9 protein-coding genes and 1 pseudogene are annotated in these 21,152 nt (G+C 70.2%); 7 read left to right on the top strand and 3 right to left on the bottom strand.

Annotated elements, in window-relative coordinates:
- Positions 1 to 8: 8 nt before the first annotated feature.
- Together ACWEO7_RS16155 and ACWEO7_RS16150 are read left to right on the top strand one after the other, a co-directional pair.
- Positions 9 to 10,835, top strand: a pseudogene (locus tag ACWEO7_RS16155) (type I polyketide synthase); the annotation flags it as partial.
- Between the two features lie 12 nt (positions 10,836 to 10,847).
- Positions 10,848 to 11,381: a PaaI family thioesterase gene (locus ACWEO7_RS16150; RefSeq protein WP_450018502.1), complete on the top strand. Its 534-nt coding sequence runs from the start codon at positions 10,848 to 10,850 to the stop codon at positions 11,379 to 11,381.
- 41 nt (positions 11,382 to 11,422) lie between these two features.
- Here ACWEO7_RS16150 and ACWEO7_RS16145 read toward each other — a convergent pair whose 3' ends face one another.
- Together ACWEO7_RS16145 and ACWEO7_RS16140 are read right to left on the bottom strand one after the other, a co-directional pair.
- Entirely contained in the window at positions 11,423 to 13,453 is a 2,031-nt protein-coding gene (locus ACWEO7_RS16145) for an FAD-dependent oxidoreductase (RefSeq protein WP_452424063.1), read from the bottom strand.
- 213 nt (positions 13,454 to 13,666) lie between these two features.
- Positions 13,667 to 14,830: an ROK family protein gene (locus ACWEO7_RS16140; protein WP_452424061.1), complete on the bottom strand. Its 1,164-nt coding sequence runs from the start codon at positions 14,828 to 14,830 to the stop codon at positions 13,667 to 13,669.
- Positions 14,831 to 14,911: 81 nt separating this feature from the next.
- On the opposite strand from ACWEO7_RS16140, the gene ACWEO7_RS16135 reads away from it, so the two are divergent.
- Genes ACWEO7_RS16135 through ACWEO7_RS16120 form a run of 4 tightly spaced genes read left to right on the top strand, consistent with a single transcriptional unit; the run spans position 14,912 to position 19,098 of the window.
- Positions 14,912 to 16,222 carry an extracellular solute-binding protein gene (locus ACWEO7_RS16135; protein ID WP_452424059.1) on the top strand — a complete coding sequence of 437 codons (1,311 nt, stop codon included), beginning with the start codon at positions 14,912 to 14,914 and terminating at the stop codon, positions 16,220 to 16,222.
- A 3-nt stretch (positions 16,223 to 16,225) separates the two neighbouring features.
- Positions 16,226 to 17,071: a carbohydrate ABC transporter permease gene (locus ACWEO7_RS16130; protein WP_452424058.1), complete on the top strand. Its 846-nt coding sequence runs from the start codon at positions 16,226 to 16,228 to the stop codon at positions 17,069 to 17,071.
- Between the two features lie 55 nt (positions 17,072 to 17,126).
- A complete protein-coding gene (locus ACWEO7_RS16125) occupies positions 17,127 to 17,996 on the top strand; it encodes a carbohydrate ABC transporter permease (protein ID WP_452424057.1) in 870 nt (289 codons plus the stop codon).
- Positions 17,997 to 18,009: 13 nt separating this feature from the next.
- A complete protein-coding gene (locus tag ACWEO7_RS16120; protein ID WP_452424056.1) occupies positions 18,010 to 19,098 on the top strand; it encodes an ABC transporter ATP-binding protein in 1,089 nt (362 codons plus the stop codon).
- Positions 19,099 to 19,192: 94 nt separating this feature from the next.
- Here ACWEO7_RS16120 and ACWEO7_RS16115 read toward each other — a convergent pair whose 3' ends face one another.
- On the bottom strand, positions 19,193 to 20,008 hold the full coding sequence (locus ACWEO7_RS16115; RefSeq protein ID WP_452424055.1) for an NAD(P)H-binding protein: 816 nt from the start codon (positions 20,006 to 20,008) through the stop codon (positions 19,193 to 19,195).
- 209 nt (positions 20,009 to 20,217) lie between these two features.
- Here ACWEO7_RS16115 and ACWEO7_RS16110 point away from each other — a divergent pair, with 209 nt between their 5' ends.
- On the top strand, positions 20,218 to 20,868 hold the full coding sequence (locus tag ACWEO7_RS16110) for a LysE family translocator (protein ID WP_452424053.1): 651 nt from the start codon (positions 20,218 to 20,220) through the stop codon (positions 20,866 to 20,868).
- The last annotated feature ends 284 nt before the right edge of the window (positions 20,869 to 21,152 follow it).

The following is a 21,152-nucleotide window of genomic DNA, read 5'->3' as shown; positions in this document are numbered from 1 at the left end:
CCGACACCGACGAGCTACGCCGCTATCTCAAGAAGACGGCGAAGGAGCTCTACGAGACCAAACAACACCTGCGCGAACTCACCGATCGGACGCGGGAGCCCATCGCCATCGTCGGTATGGCCTGCCGGTACCCCGGCGGAGTCCGTTCACCCGAGGACCTGTGGCGCGTCGCCGCCGCGGGCGTGGACGCCGTCGGGGTGTATCCGTCCGACCGTGGCTGGGACCTGGAGCGATTGTTCGATCCCGACCCGGACGTGCCGGGCACGGTCTACACGCGGGAGGGCGGTTTCCTCGATTCCGTCGCCGACTTCGACGCGGGTTTCTTCGGCATCAGCCCGCGCGAGGCCGCGGCGATGGACCCGCAGCAGCGCCTGATGCTCGAGGCGGCGTGGGAAGCGCTGGAAGACGCCGGGATCGACCCGGCCTCGCTCCGGGGTAGCGACACCGGCGTGTTCGCCGGGGTGGCCCACCAGAACTACGGGCCCCGCGTCGGCTCCCCGAATATCACGGCCGAAACGGAAGGCCACGCGTATCTGGGTGTTTCCAACAGCGTGCTGTCGGGCCGGATCGCCTACACCCTCGGGCTGGAAGGGCCTGCCGTCTCGATCGATACGGCCTGCTCGTCATCGCTGGTCGCCCTGCATCTCGCGTGCCGGGCGCTGCGCAACGGTGACGCCACCCTGGCCCTGGCAGGCGGCGTCACCGTGATGTCGGACCCGTCGCTGCTCATCGCGTTCGCGCGGCAGCGCGCCCTCTCACCCGACGGACGGTGCCGGGCCTTCGCGGCGGCGGCCGACGGGACGGGATTCTCCGAGGGACTCGGCGTGCTGGTGCTCGAACGGCTCTCCGACGCACGGCGGTTCGGGCACACCGTCCTCGCGGTCGTGCGCGGCAGCGCGATCAACCAGGACGGCGCCAGCAACGGACTGACCGCGCCGAACGGCCGGTCGCAGGAAGCCGTGATCGGGCAGGCGTTGCGCGACGCGGGCCTGGAGCCCGCGGACGTCGACGCGGTGGAGGCGCACGGCACGGGCACGATGCTGGGCGATCCGATCGAAGCCAGGGCACTGATCGCGGCCTACGGCGCCCGGCAGGCCGACGCGCCCCTGCGTCTGGGATCGCTGAAATCCAATATCGGTCACACCTCGGCTGCGGCCGGTGTCGGCGGAGTGATCAAGATGGTGCAGGCCATGCGGCACGAGATGCTGCCGAAGACCCTGCACATCGATGCGCCCACCCCCCATGTGGACTGGTCCGCGGGCACCGTGCGGCTGCTACGGGACAGCGAGCCGTGGCCCGCCGGTGCCAGGGTCCGGCGCGCGGGCGTGTCGTCCTTCGGCGCCAGCGGTACCAACGCCCACGTCGTCCTCGAGGAAGCGCCCGCCGAGCCCGCCGCGGAAGGGGAGTCCGAGCCCGCTCCCACGGTGGGGATCGGATCGGATCACGCTGCCCCGCGGATCATTCCGTTGCTGCTGTCGGCCGGTTCCGGTGCGGCGCTGCATGCGCAGGCGGATCGCTTGCGGCAGTGGATGGCGGACGACCCGGAAACGGACGCCCAGGATATCGCGTACTCGCTGCTCACCTCCCGTGCCCGGCTGGAGTGGCGCGGAGCGGTCGTCGGTCGCGACCGGGACGAACTCCTGGCCGGTCTGACGGCACTCGCCGAGGGTCGTTCCGCGCCCGGTGTGGTCCAGGACCGCGTCGGCTCGGGACGCACGGCGTTCCTGTTCACCGGCCAGGGTGCGCAGCGCGCCGGGATGGGACGGGAACTGTACGCGGCGTTCCCGGTGTTCGCGGCGGAGCTGGACCGAGTCTGTGCCGAATTCGATCCGCTGCTCGGACGTTCGCTGCGGGACCTGCTCCGCGCCGAGGCGGCGGACGGCGACAGCGCGCCGGGACCGCTGGATCGGACCGAGTACACCCAGCCCGCGCTGTTCGCCTACGAGGTGGCGCTGTACCGGCTCGCCGAATCGTTCGGGCTGACACCGGATGTGCTGCTCGGCCATTCCATCGGTGAGCTCGCGGCGGCGTATGTCGCCGGAGTGTGGTCGCTGCCCGACGCGTGTGCGCTGGTGGCGGCGCGCGGACGGTTGATGGGCGCACTGCCCGCCGGCGGCGCGATGCTGGCCGTGGCGGTGCCGGAAGCGGAGGCGTCGGCCGCGCTCGACGGGTACGCGGGCCGGGTGTCCGTGGCCGCCGTGAACGGGCCCTCTTCCGTGGTGTTGTCCGGTGACGCCGACGCCGTCGCCGAGGTCGAGCGGCTTTTCGCTGCTCAGGGCCGTCGGACGAACCGGCTGCGCGTGAGCCACGCCTTCCATTCGGCGCGGATGGAACCGATGCTGGCCGAGTTCCGTGCCGTGGCACGCGGTGTGACCTACCGGCAGCCGACGATCCCGATCGTCTCGAACGTTTCGGGCGCACCGGCCGCTGACGAGCTGACCGATCCGGAGTACTGGGTCCGTCAGGTCCGGGCGGCCGTGCGGTTCGCCCCGGGAGTCCAGGCGCTGGCCGCCGGCGGGGTGCGACGATTCCTGGAGATCGGTCCCGACGCGGTGCTGACCGCGATGACCCGCGAATGCCTGACCGAACAACCCGATATCGAGGCCCGCTGCGCGGTGGTCGCCGCCGCACGACGCGGCGCGGACGAGGTCGGGCAGTTCACCGCGTTCCTGGCCGCCGCCCACGCCGCGGGCGCCGACGTGGACTGGAGCCCGCTGTTCCCCGGTCGGCGGGCGCGCCGAGTTCCGTTGCCCACCTACGCGTTCCAGCGTCAGCGGTACTGGTTGCCGCCGACCGACGGCATCGGCGATGTGGGCCGCGCCGGACTGACGGCGATGGACCACCCGATGCTCGGCGCGGCGCTGGCCCTGGCCGGTACGGACGAGTGGCTGTTCACCGGTCGCCTGTCCACGGCCTCGCAGCCGTGGCTGGCCGATCACACGGTGTTCGGCACGGTCCTGTTGCCCGGGACCGCGTTCGTGGAGTTCGCGTTGGCAGCCGGCGCGCGAGTGGATGCCGGGACGATCGACGAGCTGGTCCTGGAGGCGCCGCTGCGGCTGGACGAGGGAACCGAAATCGATATCCAGATCAGTGTCGAATCGCCCGACGACGCCGGGCGCAGGCGCTTCGTCATCGCCTCGCGGACCGTCGGCGACCCGACCGCCGGATCCACGCACGCCCGCGGTGTACTCGCTCCCGACACGGGAAACTCGGCGGTGCCCGCTGATACGGACGAACCGTTCCACGACGAGGACGCGACCACCGGCGCGGCGCTCTACGACCAACTGGCCGCCCGCGGTCTCGACTACGGACCCGCCTTCCAGGGCGTGCGCCGGTTCGTGCGCCGCGGCGACTCCGTCGTGGCCGAGGTGCGGCTCGGCGAGACCGATTCGGACGCTTCGCGCTTCGGCGTGCACCCCGCGCTGCTGGATGCCGCGTTGCACGCCGCCGTCGACGTATTGTCCGCTGATTTCGCCGACAACCAGGCGCCGCTGCCGTTCTCGTTCACCGGCGTGCGGTTGTATCGCGGTGGCGCGAGCGCGGCGCGCGCGCTGATCCGGCGGACGGGCTCCGAAGGGACGCGGGTAGAACTCCGCGACGATACGGACGCGTTGCTGCTGACGATCGATGCGCTGCGGGCGCGGCCGGTCGACAGCGACGCGGTGCGCAGCGCGCGCTCCGCCGGACCCCACCGTCTCTACGACGTGCGGTGGGCCGCGGTGGCTTCCGGCACCGGGTCCGGCGCGGTGCGCCTGGCGGCGGTCGGCGGACCTTCGGAATCCGCTTTCGAGGAACATTATTCGGATATGGCCGCGCTGGTGGCGGCCGCAGGTACCGACGCCCCGGGAGCGAACACCCGAGTGCAGGCCGACGCCGTGGTGTGGTTCGCCGAGTCCGGTCCCGGGCACGCCGACAGCACCGAGGCCGACCGGGTGCGCCGGAGCGTGAACACCGCGCTGGCGGCGGTGCAGTCCTGGTTACGCCTCCCCGAGTCCGGCGACACCCGGCTGGTCGCGGTGACCCGTAACGGCGCCGGACTGCCCGGCGAGGATCCGGATCTGGCGGCCGCGGCGCTCTGGGGCCTGCTGCGCAGCGCGCAGTCGGAGCATCCCGGCCGGATCGTGCTGGTGGACATCGAGAGTGACGCGGTCATCGGGCCCGAGCTGATCTCGGCGGCCCTCGCGACCGACGAGCCGCAGCTCGCGGCGCGTGGCGGCGAACTGGTCGCGCCCCGGCTCGCCCGGCGTGACGACGCGCCCGGCACGGCCGTCACCCTGGGCCGAGGCACGGTGCTGATCACCGGCGGGACCGGTGGGTTGGGCGCGCTGGTGGCCCGGCACCTGGTCGCCACCCACGGTGTGCGGGATCTCGCTCTGGTGTCACGCCGCGGCGAACGGGCCGACGGTGTCCGCGAACTGGTAGCCGAACTGGCCGGACTCGGTGCTCGGTCGCGGGTACTGGCCTGCGACGTCGGCGACCGCGCCGCGGTGCGCGCCCTGCTCGACCAGCTGGCCGACGGCCCGGAGCTGACCGCCGTCGTCCATGCCGCCGGCGTCCTGGACGACGCGACGCTCGACGCACTCACGCCCGACCGGATCGAGCGGGTGTTCGCGCCGAAGGTCGACGCCGCACTACACCTCGACGAACTCACCCGTGACCGGAATCTGTCGGCGTTCGTGCTGTTCTCCTCGATCGCGGCGGTCCTGGGCTCGGCGGGCCAGGGCAACTATGCCGCCGCGAACTCGGTGCTGGACGCGCTGGCCCGGCGGCGCGTCGCGGCGGGTCTGCCCGCGGTCTCGGTGGCCTGGGGCCCGTGGAACCAGAGCGGCGGGATGACCGCCGAACTGGGACGCGCAGGCCTGGACCGTCTGTCCCGCATGGGCTTCCGCCCCTTGGCCGAGTCCGACGGGCTCGCGCTGTTCGACCGGGCGGCGGGCGCGGAGATGCCGCTGGTCGCCGCCGTGGACTTCGATACCGCGGCATTGTCCGCGCAGGCCCGCGCGGATCTGCTGCCTCCGCTGCTGCGTTCGCTGGTAGCGGTACCGCGCCGTGCCGAGGGCGGCGGCGATCTGGCCGAGCGGCTCGCGTCGGCGCCACCGGACCGGCACGACGCGCTCGTGCTGGATTTCGTGCGCCATCAGGTCGCCAAGGTACTGGGACACGCCACGGGCGAACAGATCGAGGCCGACAAGCCGTTCAGCGAATTGGGCTTCGATTCGCTGGGCGCGGTGGACCTGCGCAACCGCCTCACCAAGGCCACCGGTCTGCGGCTGCCGTCGACGCTGGCCTTCGATCACCCGACGTCCGCGGCGGTCGCCCGGCTGCTGCGTTCCCGGATCGACGGCGCGGGGCAGGGCGTCCGCCCGACGCAGAAGCGCGCGCGAGCCGACGAACCGATCGCGATCGTCGGCATGGCCTGCCGGTACCCCGGCGGAGTCGCGTCGCCGGACGATCTGTGGAACCTGGTGGCCTCGGGGACCGACGCCATTTCCGAGTTCCCCGACGATCGCGGCTGGGATCTCGATCGCCTGATCGATCCCGATCCCGAACACACCGGAACCTCCTACGTGAAAGAGGGCGGGTTCTTGACGGACGCGGCCGATTTCGACGCCGGATTCTTCGGCATCGGCCCGCGGGAGGCGAACGCGATGGACCCGCAGCAGCGTTTGCTGCTGGAGGTGTCGTGGGAAGCGCTCGAGCACGCGGGCATCGATCCGACGTCGCTGCGGGGCACCGACACCGGCGTCTACACCGGGGTGATGTACCAGGACTACGAGGTCTTGACCCGCAAGGCCGGACCCGAGGCCGAAGGCTACGTGGGCACCGGCTCGGCGGCCAGCGTGGTCTCGGGACGCATCGCCTATTCGCTCGGTCTGGAAGGCCCCGCGATGACGGTGGATACGGCGTGCTCGTCCTCGCTGGTGGCACTGCACGTGGCCTGCCGGGCGCTGCGACAGGGGGAGAGTTCGCTCGCCCTGGTGGGCGGTGCGACGGTGATGGCCACGCCCACGGTGTTCGTGGAATTCTCCCGCCAGCGCGGACTGGCGCCGGACGGGCGGTGCAAATCGTTCTCGGCCGCCGCCGACGGTGTGGCGTGGGCGGAGGGCGCGGCCGTCCTGGTGGTCGAACGGCTCTCGGACGCACGGCGACTCGGCCACAACGTGCTCGCGGTGGTGCGCGGCAGCGCGGTGAACCAGGACGGCGCCAGCAACGGTCTCACCGCGCCGAACGGTCCGTCGCAGGAGCGGGTGATCGCGGCGGCGCTGGCCGATGCCGGACTCGGGCCGTCGGACGTGGATGCCGTGGAAGCGCACGGCACCGGAACGACACTGGGCGACCCGATCGAGGCACAGGCGTTGCTCGCCACCTACGGCCAGGGCCGCCCGGAAGGTCCGCTGCGTGTCGGTTCGCTCAAATCCAATATCGGCCACACCCAGGCGGCGGCCGGTGTGGGCGGCGTGATCAAAATGGTGCAGGCGCTGCGCCACGAGATGCTGCCGAGAACCCTGCACGCCGAGGAACTCTCACCCCATGTGGACTGGTCGGCCGGATCGGTGCGCGTGCTGACCGACGCCGAATCATGGACCTCGGGCAGCCGGATACGACGCGCGGGGGTGTCGTCGTTCGGTATCAGCGGCACGAACGCGCACGTGATCCTCGAGGAGGCGCCACCGTCCCCGCGTGCCGAGCGACCGGCGGCGGACTCAGGCCCGGTAGCGGGCGGCGTGGTACCGCTGGTGGTCTCCGCGAAATCCGCGGAAGCTTTGCGCGGTCAGGCCGAACGCTTGCGCTCCTGGCTGGCCGATGCACCGGAGATCGACCCGGGGCGGGTGGCGCGTGCGCTGCTCGACTCGCGCGCGCTGCTGGATCGCCGCGGCGTGGTCGTCGGCCGCGATCGGGAGGAACTGCTCGCCGGGCTGGCCGCGCTGGCGGCGGGAACGACGTCGCCGCACGCGGTCGAGGCACTGGCCGTGCCGGGTACGACAGCCTTCCTCTTCACCGGTGGTGGCGCGCAGCGAGTCGGCATGGGTGCCGGTCTGTACCAGGCGTTTCCGGTGTTCGCGACCGCGTTGGACGAGGTGTGCGCCGAGTTCGACCGGCATCTCGGGGGTTCCCTGCGGGAGGTGATGTTCACCGACGAGGACGGGGTGCTCGACCGGATGGACTGGATGCAGCCCGCGCTGTTCGCTTTCGAGGTGGCGATGTTCCGGCTGCTCGAGTCGTACGGTCTCGTACCGGACGTGCTCGCGGGTCACTCGCTGGGCGAACTCGTCGCGGCCTATGTGTCCGGGGTCTGGTCGCTGACGGACGCCTGCGTGCTGGTGGCGGCGCGGGGACGGCTGATGGGCGCGGCGCCCGCCGGCGGGGCGATGCTGGCGGCCGCGGTGTCGGAGACGGAAGCGGAGGAACTGCTCAGCGGTCTCGCCGACCGGCTCGCGATCGGGGCGGTGAACGGTCCGGAGTCGGTGGTGTTCTCGGGATACGCCGATGCCGTCGACGAGATGCGGCGGCGGCTGACCGAGGCGGGACGGAAGAACACCCTGCTGCGGATCTCCCACGCGTCCCATTCGATGCTGATGGAACCCGTCCTCGACGAATTCCGAGCGGTGGCCGAGGGACTGACCTATCGCGAACCCACCGTGCCGATCGTGTCGAACGTCTCCGGCGCGCGGGCCGGCGACGAAATGCGCGATCCGGGCTACTGGGTGGCGCAGGTGCGCAGCTGTGTGCGCTTCGCGCCCGGGGTGCGCAGCCTCCTCGACTCCGGGGTGCGGCGTTTCATCGAGATCGGACCGGACGCCGCGCTCACCGCGATGACCGGAGAATGCTTGGCCGAACGTCCGCAGGTGGCGACGAAGTCTCTGGTGGCGGCCTCGTCCAGGCGTTCGGTCGACGAGGTGACCCAGTTCGTCACGCTCCTCGCCCAGTCCTTCGCGGCAGGCGCACCGGTGCGGCTGCGGTCGCTGCTGCCGGGAGCGGACGCACGGGTGGAGCTGCCGACGTACGCGTTCCAGCGCCGCCGGTACTGGGTACGACCGGCTCCCGAAGTCGTGACCGGCTCGTTCGGCCATCCCCTGCTGACCAGCGCGGTGCCGGTCGCGGGCAAGGACGAATGGTTGTTCACCGGCCGGTTCTCCGCGCGCACCCAGCCATGGATCGGCGACCACGCGGTGTTCGGCTCGGTATTGCTGCCCGGCACGGCCTTCGCGGAGATGGCGCTCGCCGCGGGCGCGCAGGTGGACGCCGGCGTCGTCGGCGAACTGTTGCTGCAAGCTCCGTTGCCGCTCACCGCGAGCGCCGAGATCGAGCTCCAATTGAGCGTCGGGGCGCGCGACGAGCATGGGCGGCGCGTATTCGCCGTGCACTCCCGCGCGGCCGATCGGGAGTCCGACGGCACGGACCCGTGGGTGCGGCATGCGAGCGGCGTCCTGACCACCGCCGACGACGACCACGCGCCGGTGTGGAGCGAACCGGTGTGGCCGCCGTCCGGCGCGGAGCCGTCGGACGGGTCGCTCTACGACCGGCTGGCGGAGCGCGGCTTCGACTACGGTCCCGGTTTCCAGGGCGTCACCGCGTTGTGGACGCGCGGCGAGCAGACCTTCGCCGAGGTGTCCCTCGACGAATCCGTGAGCGTCGCGGCGGCTCCGTTCGGCATCCATCCGGCGCTGCTGGACGCATGCCTGCACGCGGCGCTCGCCGAGCTGATCGGCGACCTGCCCGCCGGGCAGGTGCCGTTGCCCTTCTCCTTCACCGGTGTGCGCTTGTGGCGCTCCGGTGTCACCGCGGCGCGCGTTCGCGTCGTCCGGGATGCCGAGGGACAGGTCACGATCGACATCGCGGACGACGCCGGCTCGCCCGTCGCGCGCATCGATGCGGTCTCCGCACGTCCGATCGCGGCCGACGCGCTGGGCGCGGCGCATGCGGGACGCCGTACGGCACCCCTGACCCTGAGCTGGACGCGCGCGGAGCTACCCGCGCTGCGGGCGGTGCCCGACCGTGTGGCGACGATGGGGCATGCGCGAGTATCCGGTGTCGACCGTCACTACCTCGACGCGTCGGAAGTCACCGCAGCCGAACAGGTTCCGGATATCGTCGTCTGGTCGCTCCCGGAGGGACCGGCGGCCACCGCTGACCCGGTCGAGCCCGGGACGGTGCGGGAGGCGACCCGCACCGCCTGGGAGCTGCTGCGATCCTGGTTGTCGCTCGAGCGGCTGGCGGACACTCGCCTCGTGGTGGCGACCCGCCGCGCGACGGGCCTGAACGGCGAACCGGTCGATCTGGCCGCCGCGGCCGTCACCGGTTTGGTCCGCAGCGCACAATCGGAACAACCCGGTCGTATCGTGCTGCTGGACCACGACGGAGACTTGGACGCCGCGACGGTGCTCGGCGTGCTCGAATCGGGGCACGCCCAAGTGGCGGTCCGCACGGGCGAGATATACCTGCCACGCTTGGCCTATGGTGACATACCCGTCGATGAGTCTGAAAAGCTCGGTAGAACAGGCGCTTTCGGCGACGGCACGGTGCTGATCACGGGCGGAACCAGCGGATTGGGCGCGGTGATCGCGCGGCACCTGGTCACCGCACACGGCGTCCGGCATCTGCTGCTGGTGTCGCGGCGCGGCGCGGCGGCCGACGGTGTCGCGGAACTGATCGCCGAGCTGGAACGGCTCGGTGCGCGCACCCGGGTCGCCGCGTGCGACGTGGCCGATCGCGCGGCCTTGGCCACCGTGATCGAGTCGATCGGGACCGAGCACCCGCTGTCGGCGGTGATCCACTCCGCGGGCCTGATCGACGACGCCACCATCGAGACGCTGACCGCTCAGCGGATCGATCGCGTACTCGCGCCCAAGGTCGACGGCGCGCTGCACCTGGACGAGCTCACCCGGGGCCACGACCTGGCCGCGTTCGTCGTGTTCTCCTCCGCCGCGGCGATTCTCGGTTCGCCCGGACAGGGCAACTACGCGGCCGCGAACGCGTTCCTCGACGGGCTCGCGCAGGCCCGGCGAGCGCAGGGGCTGCCCGCCTTGTCGGTCGCCTGGGGTTTGTGGAACCAGGACACGGGCATGACCGCCGAAATGGACCGGGCCGCGCTGGCGCGGCTGGAGCGTATCGGTCTGCGGATCCTCGGTGACTCCGACGGTACGGCGCTGTTCGACGCCGCGCTCGCCACGGATGCGGCCATGGTCGCCTGCGTCGAGTTCGACAAGTCCGCTCTGGCCGCGCAGGCGCGTGCGGGGCTGCTGCCCGAAGTGCTGAGCGGCTTGGTCGCCGGCCGTGCCCGCCGGGTCTCCAGCGCAACCGCCACCGGCGGCCTGCTGGCCGACCTGCTCGCCACCGCGCCGGAGGACGAACGCGACGCGCTGGTGCTCGGATTCGTCCGCGAACACGCCGCGGCGGTGCTGGGATACCAGTCCGCGGCGGCGATCGATCCCGAAACTCCGTTCAACGAGATGGGTTTCGATTCACTCGGCGGCGTCGAGCTGCGCAACCGGCTGTCGGAGGGCACGGGCACGCGACTGCCGTCGACGCTGGTGTTCAACTACCCGACGGTGAGCGCGGTGGCGAAACTGCTGCGGTCGCAATGGGAAGCGACCGCGACCACCTCGGCGATCGATGACCAGATCGCCGCGCTCGCCGCGCTGCTGGCGACCCTGCCGTCGGAGGAGGACAAGGCGCGGCTGGCCGAGCGGATCCGCGCGACGCTGACCGACGCCATCGACGAACCCGCGCCCGAGCCCGCGCCGGTCGCCGATCAGGGCCGCGACGCCGTCGAGGCGGCCGCCACGGCGGACGAACTGTTCGCTCTCATCGACCAGCAGATCAGCGGAAAGTAGAGGAAGAAGACCATGACACCCGACGATGTGTCGGCGATCGAAGTGACCGATGGCGTGCGCTCACTGCACCTGGAGTGGGACGACCCCGGCATCGCCGTGCTGGGCATGATCCAGCTCACCAGGGACGAACTCGTCGAGCGCATCCGTACCGGCGAACTGCCGCTGCCGCCACTGGCCAAACTACTCAACATCGAGGTCGTCGACGCCGCGCCGGGGCGGATGACGCTGCGCCTCACGCCGGACGAGCGGCATGTGAACTTCCTCGGTGTGGTCGGTGGCGGCGTGGTCGGCACGGTGCTCGACGTCGCGATGTGGGGTGCGGTGCAACTGTCGGTGCAGGACAAGTCCATGCTCACGACGGTGAGCATGACGTCCAATCTGGTGCGCGGGGTCTCGCACACCCAGGGGGCGTTGGAGGCGGTCGCGGAGGCGGTGCACGTCGGCCGGACGACGGCCACCGCCGAGAGCCGTCTCGTCGATGCCGCGGGGAAGGTCTACGCGACCGCGACCGCCACGTTCGTCCGGATGGGCGGCGGCAACGGGTGAATTCCGACGGCCCGGGGACCAGGTCCCCGGGCCGTCCGGGATCAGAGTTCGGCCGCGAGCTGGGTGCCCTGCTGGATGGCGCGCTTGGCGTCGAGCTCCTTCGCTTCGTCGGCGCCGCCGATAAGATGCACCCGCACGCCACGCGATTCGAGCTGGCCGTGCAGGTCGCGGACCGATTCCTGGCCCGCGCACACCACCACGTTGTCCACTTCGATCACTCGCGGCGCCTGCCGCTGCGGACCGAAGCTGATATGCAGTCCGCGATCGTCGATCCGTTCGTAGTTGACCCCGCCGATCTGCTGGACCCCGCGCGCGTCGAGCGCGGCGCGGTGGATCCAGCCGGTCGTCTTACCCAAGGTCAGTCCGAACGGCCCCGACTTGCGTTGCAGCAAGGTCACTTCCCGGATCGCCCTGGCAGGCCGAGGGGTACGCAATTGGCCGCGAGCGTGGATGTCGTCGGTGACACCCCACTCGTCGCGCCATTCGTCGAGCGCGAGCGGAACTTGGTGGACCGCGGTCAAGAACTCGCCGACGTCGAAACCGATTCCGCCCGCGCCGATGACGGCCACCCGGTTGCCCACGGGCTTCTCCTGCCGGATCAGTTCCGGATAGGACAGCACCATGGGGTGATCGATGCCCGGGATCTCGGGAATTCGAGGGCGTACGCCCGTGGCCAGCACCACCTCGTCCCAGCCACCCGCGGCGAGTTGGTCGGCGGTGGCCAGGGCATTCAGATGCACGGTGACGCCGGTGAGTTCGAGTTTGCGCCGGTAATACCGGATCGTCTCGTCGAACTCCTCCTTGCCGGGGATGCGGCGGGCGAGGTCGAACTGTCCGCCGATCCGGTCCTCGGCTTCGAACAGTTCCACCTGGTGCCCGCGCTCGGCCAGTCCGATCGCGGCCGACAACCCGGCGGGACCGGCGCCGACGACGGCGACGCGCTTGGCCCGCCTGGTGGGCAGCAGTTGCAGCAGCGTCTCGTGGCACGCGCGGGGATTCACCAGGCAGGACACGGTCTGCCGGGTGAAGGTGTGGTCCAGGCAGGCCTGGTTGCAGGCGATGCAGGTGTTGATCTCGTCCACCCGCGATCCGGCGGCCTTGTTCACCCATTCCGGATCGGCCAGCAGCGGGCGGGCCAGCGAGATGAGGTCCGCCTCGCCGCGCTCGAGGATCTGCTCGGCGACCTCGGGCATGTTGATCCGGTTCGACGCGCACACCGGAATCGAGACATGTTCCTTGAGCGCCGCGGTGTATCCGACGAACGCGGCCCGTGGCACCGAGGTGACGATCGTCGGCACCCGCGACTCGTGCCAGCCGATATCGGTGTTGATGACGTCGACTCCGGCGGCTTCGAGTTCCTTCGCCAAGTCGATGATCTCGGCGTAGGTCTGCCCGTCCTCGACGAACTCGGCCAGCGACATCCTGAACATGATGAGTAGGTCGTCGCCGACGGCGGCCCTGGTCCGAGCGGCGACCTCGACCGGGAACCGCCGCCGGTTCGCCGCCGATCCGCCCCAGCGATCGGTCCGGGTGTTGGTGCGCGGCGCGAGGAACTGGTTGATCAGAAAGCCTTCGCCGCCCATGATCTCGACGCCGTCGTATCCGGCCAGTAGCGCCAACCGCGCGCAGCGCACGTGATCGGCGATCGTGGTCTCGATCTCCTGCTCGGTGAACGCCCGCGGTTCGAACGCGGTGAGCGGCGACGCCACCGCCGAGGGCGCCAGATTGGTGGGGATGTTCGAATCGCGCCCCCCGTGCAGGATCTGCAGCGCGATCTTGCCCCCCGCTTCGTGAACGGCGTCGGTGATCACGCGGTGCCGCTCGGCGTCGGTCTCGTCGAGCATCGCGCACGCGAACGGCCACAGCCATCCGTCGCGGCTGGGGGAGTAGCCGCCGGTGACGATCAGCCCCACGCCGCCGCGTGCGCGTTCGGCGAAGAACGCGGCCAGCCGGTCGATGTGCCAGGCCCGATCTTCCAGCCCGGTGTGCATGGAGCCCATGACAACTCGGTTGCGGAGTTTCACCCTCCCCAGCGCGATCGGCGACAGCAAATGCGGAAAGGCGGAACTCATGGAATGAACCTAACGGTAGCTACCCGCCTCCGCAATGGCTGGCGCGGCATGCCATCTGCGATGTACGGCCCGATACGGACAACCGGGTGTTTCGGGGGCGACAGCCCGGCAACCTCTGAATCGACCGCCTTCGCCACCACCCCGAACCAACTGCCGGGCACGGCTTCGCTACCGCCGTGCCGAGCACATACACCGGGAAAGGCTCGCAGCAGATCAGACCTCCTGTCGCGCGGCGACCATCGCGTCCACGGTCGCCGGGGACAACATCTCGTCCGCGACCAGACCCGCCAGCCCCACGAACGCGCCGTTCTCACCGAGCCGCGAGGGGCCGAGGTCGAGATCGCGCAACGCGCTCGGGTGCGCGTTCGACTCGACGCCGCGCCGCACCCCCTCGAGAAACGGCGGCAGCACCCCGATCGCCCCGCCGACGCGGACATGGGCCGGATTCACGATCGACACCATCGTCGCGAGCACGGTCCCGACCAGGCGCCCGGCTCGCTCGGTCGAGCGAATCGCCTCTGGGCTGCCGTCGCCGACCAGCCGGACCACGTCGGCCGTCGTGCGGACGCCCAGGTCCCGGGCCAGCGCCTGCCCGCCCGCGCCCGCCGCCACACACCCACGGCGGCCGCAGCTGCAGAGCTGTCGGCTGCCCTCGATCCGCAGGTGCCCGATCTCGCCCGCCGAGCCGCTCACGCCACGGTGCACGCGTCCGGAGATCACCACGCCCGCACCGATTCCGGTCCCCACCTTCACGCCGACGAGGGTCGCGGCGGGACGGTCCAGCGCGCGGAAGTCGCCGAATGCCAGAGCATTCGCGTCGTTCTCCAGCAGCACCGGGACACCGAGCGCGTCGGCGAACGGTTCGCGCAGCGCGGCGCCGTTCCAGTCCGGCATGGTCGGCGGCGCGACGGTCACTCCGCTGTCGTGGTCGATCTGGCCCGGCACCGACAGGCCGATCGCGCACAAGCTCTCCGCTCGCCCGGTCCGCCGCAACAGCTTCCGTCCCGTGTCGAGCAGCATCGGCACGACCTGCGCCGGGCTGTGCCGCAGGGGGAGCCGCCGGTCCTCTCTCGCGAACACCGTCCCGCGCAGGTCGACCACGGCCAGCGTGGCATGGCTCTGTCCGAGATCGGCGACGAGCGCGGTGCTTCCGGTGTCATCGACCTCGAGCATTTCGGCGCGTCGTCCTCCGCTCGATTCCTTGTGCCCCGCGTGGCGGACGAGCCCGAGACCGCGCAGCGCCTCCAGCCGCTCGGTCAACGTCACCCGCGACAACCCCGCGAGTTCCTGCAGCTCGAGCCGGGTCAGCGGCCCGGTGGCGCGCAGCAGGGCGAGCACATGTCCTGGCGAAGTGGGGCTGGATGGTGTCGCGGGCATATTGACAATATCTCTCAGCGCACTTATGTTAACCAACCTGACAAAAGCTTGAAACCCGTTGTGCCCTAGCAGGAGCCATGCATGCCGGTATCCGGTTCGACGCGCAGATCGTTCCTGCGCGCGGTGGGCTCCGGTGCGGCGGCCCTGTCCGCCGCGGCCTGTACCGGATTCGCGACCAGCGGCAACGGCGGCATGATCTTCCTGTCCACCCAGTTCCGTCCCGCCGACGAGGCCGAGCGGTTCCGTACCCTGCTGGCCGCCGCCGCGCCCGGCGTCGGCTACGTGACCATCGAGGAGAGCCCGTTCGCGAGCCAGGTGCGCAGCCAGGTCGACGCGGGCGCGACCAAGATCGGTCTGCTCGGCGGTCTGCACGGCGACCTCGCTCCGCTCGCGGACGGCTACCTGGACGACCTCACCGGTTTGCTCGCCGACTTCGGCGCCCGCGGCTGGTCGGCGGAATACCTGGAACTCGCGAAGATCGGCACCGACCGCACGTGGTACATCCCATGGGCCACGGCGAGTTACGTCCTCGCCGCGCACGCGGACGCGCTCGAACACCTGCCGCCCGGAGTCGACGCCGCGTCGCTGACCTATGACCAGTTCCTCGACTGGGCCGTCGCCGCGCGCCGCGCCAATGGCAATCGCCCCGTGCTCGGCCTGCCCGCGGGCCCCAAGGGCCTGCTGCACCGGTTCGTCCAGGGCTTCCTGCTGCCCTCGTTCACCGGCGGCCAGATCACCACGTTCCGCTCGAACGAGGCCGTGACGGCGTGGCAGTACTTGCGTGAGCTGTGGGCCAACTGCGTCCAGTCGAGCACGAATTTCGACTTCATGCAGGAGCCGCTCGACAGCGGCGAGGCGCGGATGGCGTGGGACCACGTCGTGCGCCTGGTCCACGCGCCCGAGCGCGACCCGCGCGACTGGCGGATGCTTCCGGCGCCGCGGGGCGCACACGGACTCGGCTACATGGCCGTGATCGCCGGGCTCGCGATCCCGAAGGGCAGTACGGATCCCGAACTCGCGCAGCGGACGATCAGCACGCTCACCCGCCCGGAAACCCAACTGCGACTGCTTCGTTCCAACGGCTTCTTCCCGGCGGTCGACACGGCGATCCCTACCGACCTGCCACCGGCCGTCCAGCTCGAGGCGGACGCGGTGCGCAAGCAGCGGGAGGCGCCCGGCGCCATTCTCTCGTTGCCGCCGGTGGGTCTGGGCCAGCGTGAAGGTGAGGTGAGCAAGGTCTTCAAAGACAGCTTCCGTTCGATCGTGCTCGACGGGGCGGATATCCGTTCCACGCTGGATCAGCAGGCCCGGGTGCTGCAAGGCATCCTCGACGAGCTGAAAGTGCCGTGCTGGGCGCCCGACCCGGCCGCAGAGCTCTGCCGGGTGGGATGAGCCATGATGTCGCGTCTACGCTCCCCGTGGATCCTGCTGCTGCCGTCGATCGTCCTGATGTCGGCCCTGTTCGGCTGGCCGCTCGTGCAGGCCGTGCTCGAGGCGTTCCGTGGCGGCGACGGATTCACCCTCGCCAACTGGGACCGGCTGTTCGACGATCCCTACGTCCTCCCCGCGCTGCGCAACACCCTCCTGCTGATCGCGATCGTCGTGCCGGTCCAACTGGTGCTCGCCGTCGCCATGGCGCTGCTCATGCAGGCCCGGCCGCGATTCGCCGGCGGCCACTTCTACCTGTGGTGCCTGCCGCTGGCGATCTCCGAACTGGCCGCGGGCCTGGTATGGCTGTCCATCTTCGACAACCGCGGCTACCTGAACTCGCTGCTGGTCGGCATCGGGCTCTCCGACGACGGCGTGCAGTGGCTCAGCTACCGGAACGCGGGCACCATGCTGCTCGCCGTGGTGGTCGCCGAGATCTGGCGCGCGACGTCACTGGTGTTCGTCATCGTGGTGGCGGGCGTGCAGATGGTCCCGCGCGACTACGACGAGGCCGCGCAGGTGTTCGGAGCGAACCTCTGGCAGCGGCTGCGGCATGTGACGCTGCCGCTGCTCGGCCCGAGCTTGCAAGTGGCGCTGATCTTGCGGACCATCCTCGCGCTGCAGGCTTTCGCCGTGGCGCAGGCATTGACCGGCCGGGACTTTCCGCTGCTGGTCGGCGAGACCTACGAGTGGTACGCGAATCTGCAGAACCCCGCGGTCGCCAGCGCTGTCTCGCTGATCGTGCTGGCGATCTCGCTCGCTACCGCGGTGTTCTACCTGCGTGCGGTCCGGCAGCCGGAGCAGGCCCGATGAGTCGCGCTCGTGCGGCGGAGGGCCGCGGGCGCACGCGCAGGAGGCGAGGAGCGCGATGAACTCGGCCGAGGCGCCGTCGCGGCGCGTGCTGCCACCCATCGACCGCGCACCCCTGCGCAGGCGCCGCCTGCGCGCGGTGGGGGTGCAGGCGGCCTGCACTGCTGTAAGTCTGTTCATGGCGCTGCCGATCGTGCTCATCGGACTCGCCGCGTTGTCCTCCCGCGCGGCGCTCAACGAGTTCCCGAAGCCACTCATCCCGAAGGAATTCTCCACCGACACCCTGGTGTCTTTCTTCCGCGCCACCGGGACCGTCGCCGCACTGGGCAACTCGGTGCTCGTCGGCCTGTGCACGGTGTTCTGGTCGCTGGTGATCGGCGCGCCCGCGGGATACGCGCTGGCCCGCCATGCTTTTCGCGGCAAAGACACCTACCAGGTCTTCATTCTCTTCGTGCGAGCGCTGCCGATCGTGGTGCTCTCGGTGCCGCTGGCCACGGTATTCCTGCGAATCGATGTGTACGACACGGTGTTCGCCGTGACATTGGTGCACACCACGCTCGCATTGCCGACCACCGTGCTCATCACGGCGAGCATCTTCGTCGCGGTGCCGCCGGATCTGGAGGAGGCGGCCCGGGTCTTCGGGTGCACTCGATGGCAGGCCGCGCGCCGGGTCGTGGTGCCGCTCGCGCTGCCGGGTCTGGCCGCGTCATCGATCTTCACATTCGTCCTGTCGTGGAACGAGATCCTCGGCGCGACGATCGTGACGCTCGGGCACCGCACGCTGCCCGCGCAGGTGCTCACGGCGCTGGGTGAGGCGTCGACCGCGTACCGCTTCGCCGGTGGCTTCGCGCTGATCATCCCGGCGCTGGTGTTCATCTTCGTGATGCGGCGCTACCTGGTGAACATGTGGGGGACGACGCTCAGATGACAGGGGTTCGCTGATGGCCGAGGTGATTGTCCGGGATCTGGTGAAGACCTATCCCGGCGGCACGGCGCGTGCTACCGACGAGGTTTCGCTGGAGATCGCCGACGGCGAGTTCATGGTGCTGTTGGGGCCTTCCGGCTGCGGCAAGACGACCTTGCTGCGCATGATCGCCGGGTTGGAGCTGCCGGACTCGGGGCAGATCGTGATCGGCGGCAAGGACGTCACCTACCTCGAACCTCGGCGGCGCAACCTGTCGATGGTCTTCCAGTCCTACGCGGTCTTCCCCAACAAGAAGGTCGCCGACAATATCGGCTTCGGCCTGCGCGTGCACGGTGTACCGGCCGAGGAGATCCGGCGCAAAGTCGCCTGGGCCGCGGACCTGCTGCAACTCACCCCGTACCTGGACCGCTACCCGGCGCGGCTGTCCGGCGGGCAGCGCCAGCGTGTCGCGGTCGCGCGGGCCATCGTGATGGACGCCGACGTGCTGCTCATGGACGAGCCGCTGTCCAACCTGGACGCGCTGCTGCGGCTGTCGTTCCGGGCCGAGCTGAAACGACTCGTCGCGGAACTCGGCACCACGACCGTCTACGTCACCCATGACCAGGTCGAGGCGCTGTCGCTGGGCAACCGTGTCGCCGTGATGCGGGACGGATCGATCGTCCAGTGCGGCCCGCCGACCGAGGTCTACGACGACCCGGCGACGGAATTCGTCGGCGGTTTCCTCGGCAGCCCGCCGATGAACTTCCTCACCGGCGTGGTCTCCGCGGCGCAGGACGGACCGCGGATCGACCTGGGCGGGCAATCACTCGCCGTGCCCGCGGCGCTGTCGTCGTTCGAGGGTGGCACCCTCCGGCTCGGTATCCGCCCCGAGGCCATCGTGGTGCGCGAAGGCCCCGCGGACGCGACCGTGCGCGGTGAACTCGAAGTGCTGGAGCCACTCGGCTCCTCGACCCTGCTCACCACCCGCGTCGGCGGTCAGACCGTGAAAGTTCAAGCGCCGCCGAGCTTTCGTGCCGCCGAGGGCGACCCCTCCGATCTGTACCTGCCACCCGAAGCGTGCCGTTGGTACGACCCGGAAACCGGAATGCTGCTGAACCTCGACTGATCCGCCACGGGGCGAATGCGGCACGGAGCCGTCGCGCCCGGTCGCGGCACGCCCCTCCCAGTACCTTCGATCGGGGGTGATCCTGCGCGGATGATCACCGGAAGGCGTCCGCGTGGGCCGTGGCCCACTGACCGAACGTCCGTGGCGCGCGGCCGATGACCTCTTCTACCGTCGCTCGGACAATGGATTCGTCGATGGCTCCGTTCACGTAGAAGTCGAAGAAGGCGTCCACATACTCGACGGGGGTGGTGCGGAGCATGTCGGCGCGGGCCTCCTCGTCGCCGAGGCCCTGACAGATGAGATCGCGGCCGACGGCCTCGGCCAGGATCGCGACCTGCTCCGCGGGTGTGAGCGGCTCCGGCCCCGTAGGCCAGAGGATTTCGCCGTGATGACTGTTGTCCCGCAGTACGGTGGCAGCTACCGCGCCGATGTCCTGCGGATCCAGAGCGGCCGTGCGCACCCCGGGGAACGGAGCGCGAATCACGTCTCCTTCGCGCAGCTGGGGGAGCCAGCGCAGGGCGTTGGATGCGAAGGCGCAGGGGCGCAGAATGGTCCATGCCGCAGCGTATTCGGTGACTTCCTGCTCGGAGGCCATCATATAGCGGGTGACGGCATTGGATGTGTCGCCGGTGCCCGCGGAAACACCCGACAGTTGCACGATGTGTTCGACGCCCGCCTTCGCGGCCGCCTGCGCGACCGCTGGATAACCGGGCAGCAGGAACAACGCACGTACCCCGTCGAAACTCAGGGTCTCTGGAGACGTGAGGTCGCCCGCCACGGCTTCCGCTTCCGGGGGTACGACCGCACGCTGCGGATCGCGCACCAGCGCGCGCACCGGCTCGCCCGCCGCGGCCAGGGCTTGCACAACTTCAGCGCCGACATTGCCGGTCGCTCCTGTCACGAGAATCATTGCGCTGATCCTTCCAGTTTCCAACGGTTTTCGCGGGACCGTACGCATACCTGCAAGGCACTGTGCAACCTTTGCCCTCCATCCGGCGGACGTTGTCCCTTGTCGCGGCGGATCCTTCCTGACGTCGCCGGGCTCGAGAGCTGCGTGACGAGGTCGTTTCTCCTAGGCTGCCCGGGGAGGTTGCTGTCGAGGAGCCCGGGAGACTTGGGATGGATGTTGGTCTTGTGTGGGGTTTCGTGGGTGCGGTGCTGCTGGCCTATGTGATTCCTGGTCCCGATTGGCTTCTGGTCTTGCGACATGCCTCGCGCTCGCGGGCTGCGGGTATCTGCGCGTCGGTGGGCGTTCAATGCGGCTTGATCGTGCATATGGCGGCCGCCGCGGCCGGGCTGTCGGCGATATTGGCGACCAGCGCCGAGGCGTTCACAGTGGTGAAACTGGCTGGCGGGGTATATCTCGTCGTCCTGGGCGTGCGCGCATTGCGCGATGGGTACCGCGGCTGGCGTCACTGGGACGTCGCGCGGGCATCCAGTGTGTCGCCACCGGCATCCGTAGCGGGGCGACAGGTCTTCGCCCAGGCGTTCACCGCGAACGTATTGAATCCCAAAGCGGCGCTGTTCTTCGTCGCGGTGCTGCCGCAGTTCCTCGCCCCGGCGAACCCGGTAACACCACAAGTCCTGCTACTCGGCGTACTCGACATAGCCATCGGTTTCGCTTGGTGGATGCTATTCGTCGGTACCGCAACGCGCCTCCACGCTGTCCTGCGCCGCAGACGAGCACAGATCGCCGTCGACAGCTTCGCCGGGGTCGCGCTGACCGGCTTCGGCGGCGCGCTCGCCTTCACCGACCGAGTGCGGGTGTGACCTGTCGCGCAGCTGTGTCGCGAACACGGCCGCCGCGATGTAGGTCATGGTCGCGCCCGCGTTCGAGTGGGACAGAGGAACTCACGAATCCGCGACAAATGTATCGCGTCCCTACGAAGACCTGACCTCTTCGTGAGGTGTCCAGAACCATCGGACGGGGAAGTGCATCGCCCTGTCGAGTTCTAGCGTCAATGCCGCTCACATAGGCTGGTCGGGCTGGTGTCAACTGGTGTTGATGGTGACGTCGATCTCAATCTTGTAGGTGTTTCGGTCGATGTCGCCCT

This window comes from Nocardia sp. NPDC004260 (assembly GCF_053603155.1).
The sequence above is the reverse complement of the archived record's forward strand: the minus strand, read 5'-3'. Positions and strand labels throughout refer to the sequence as shown.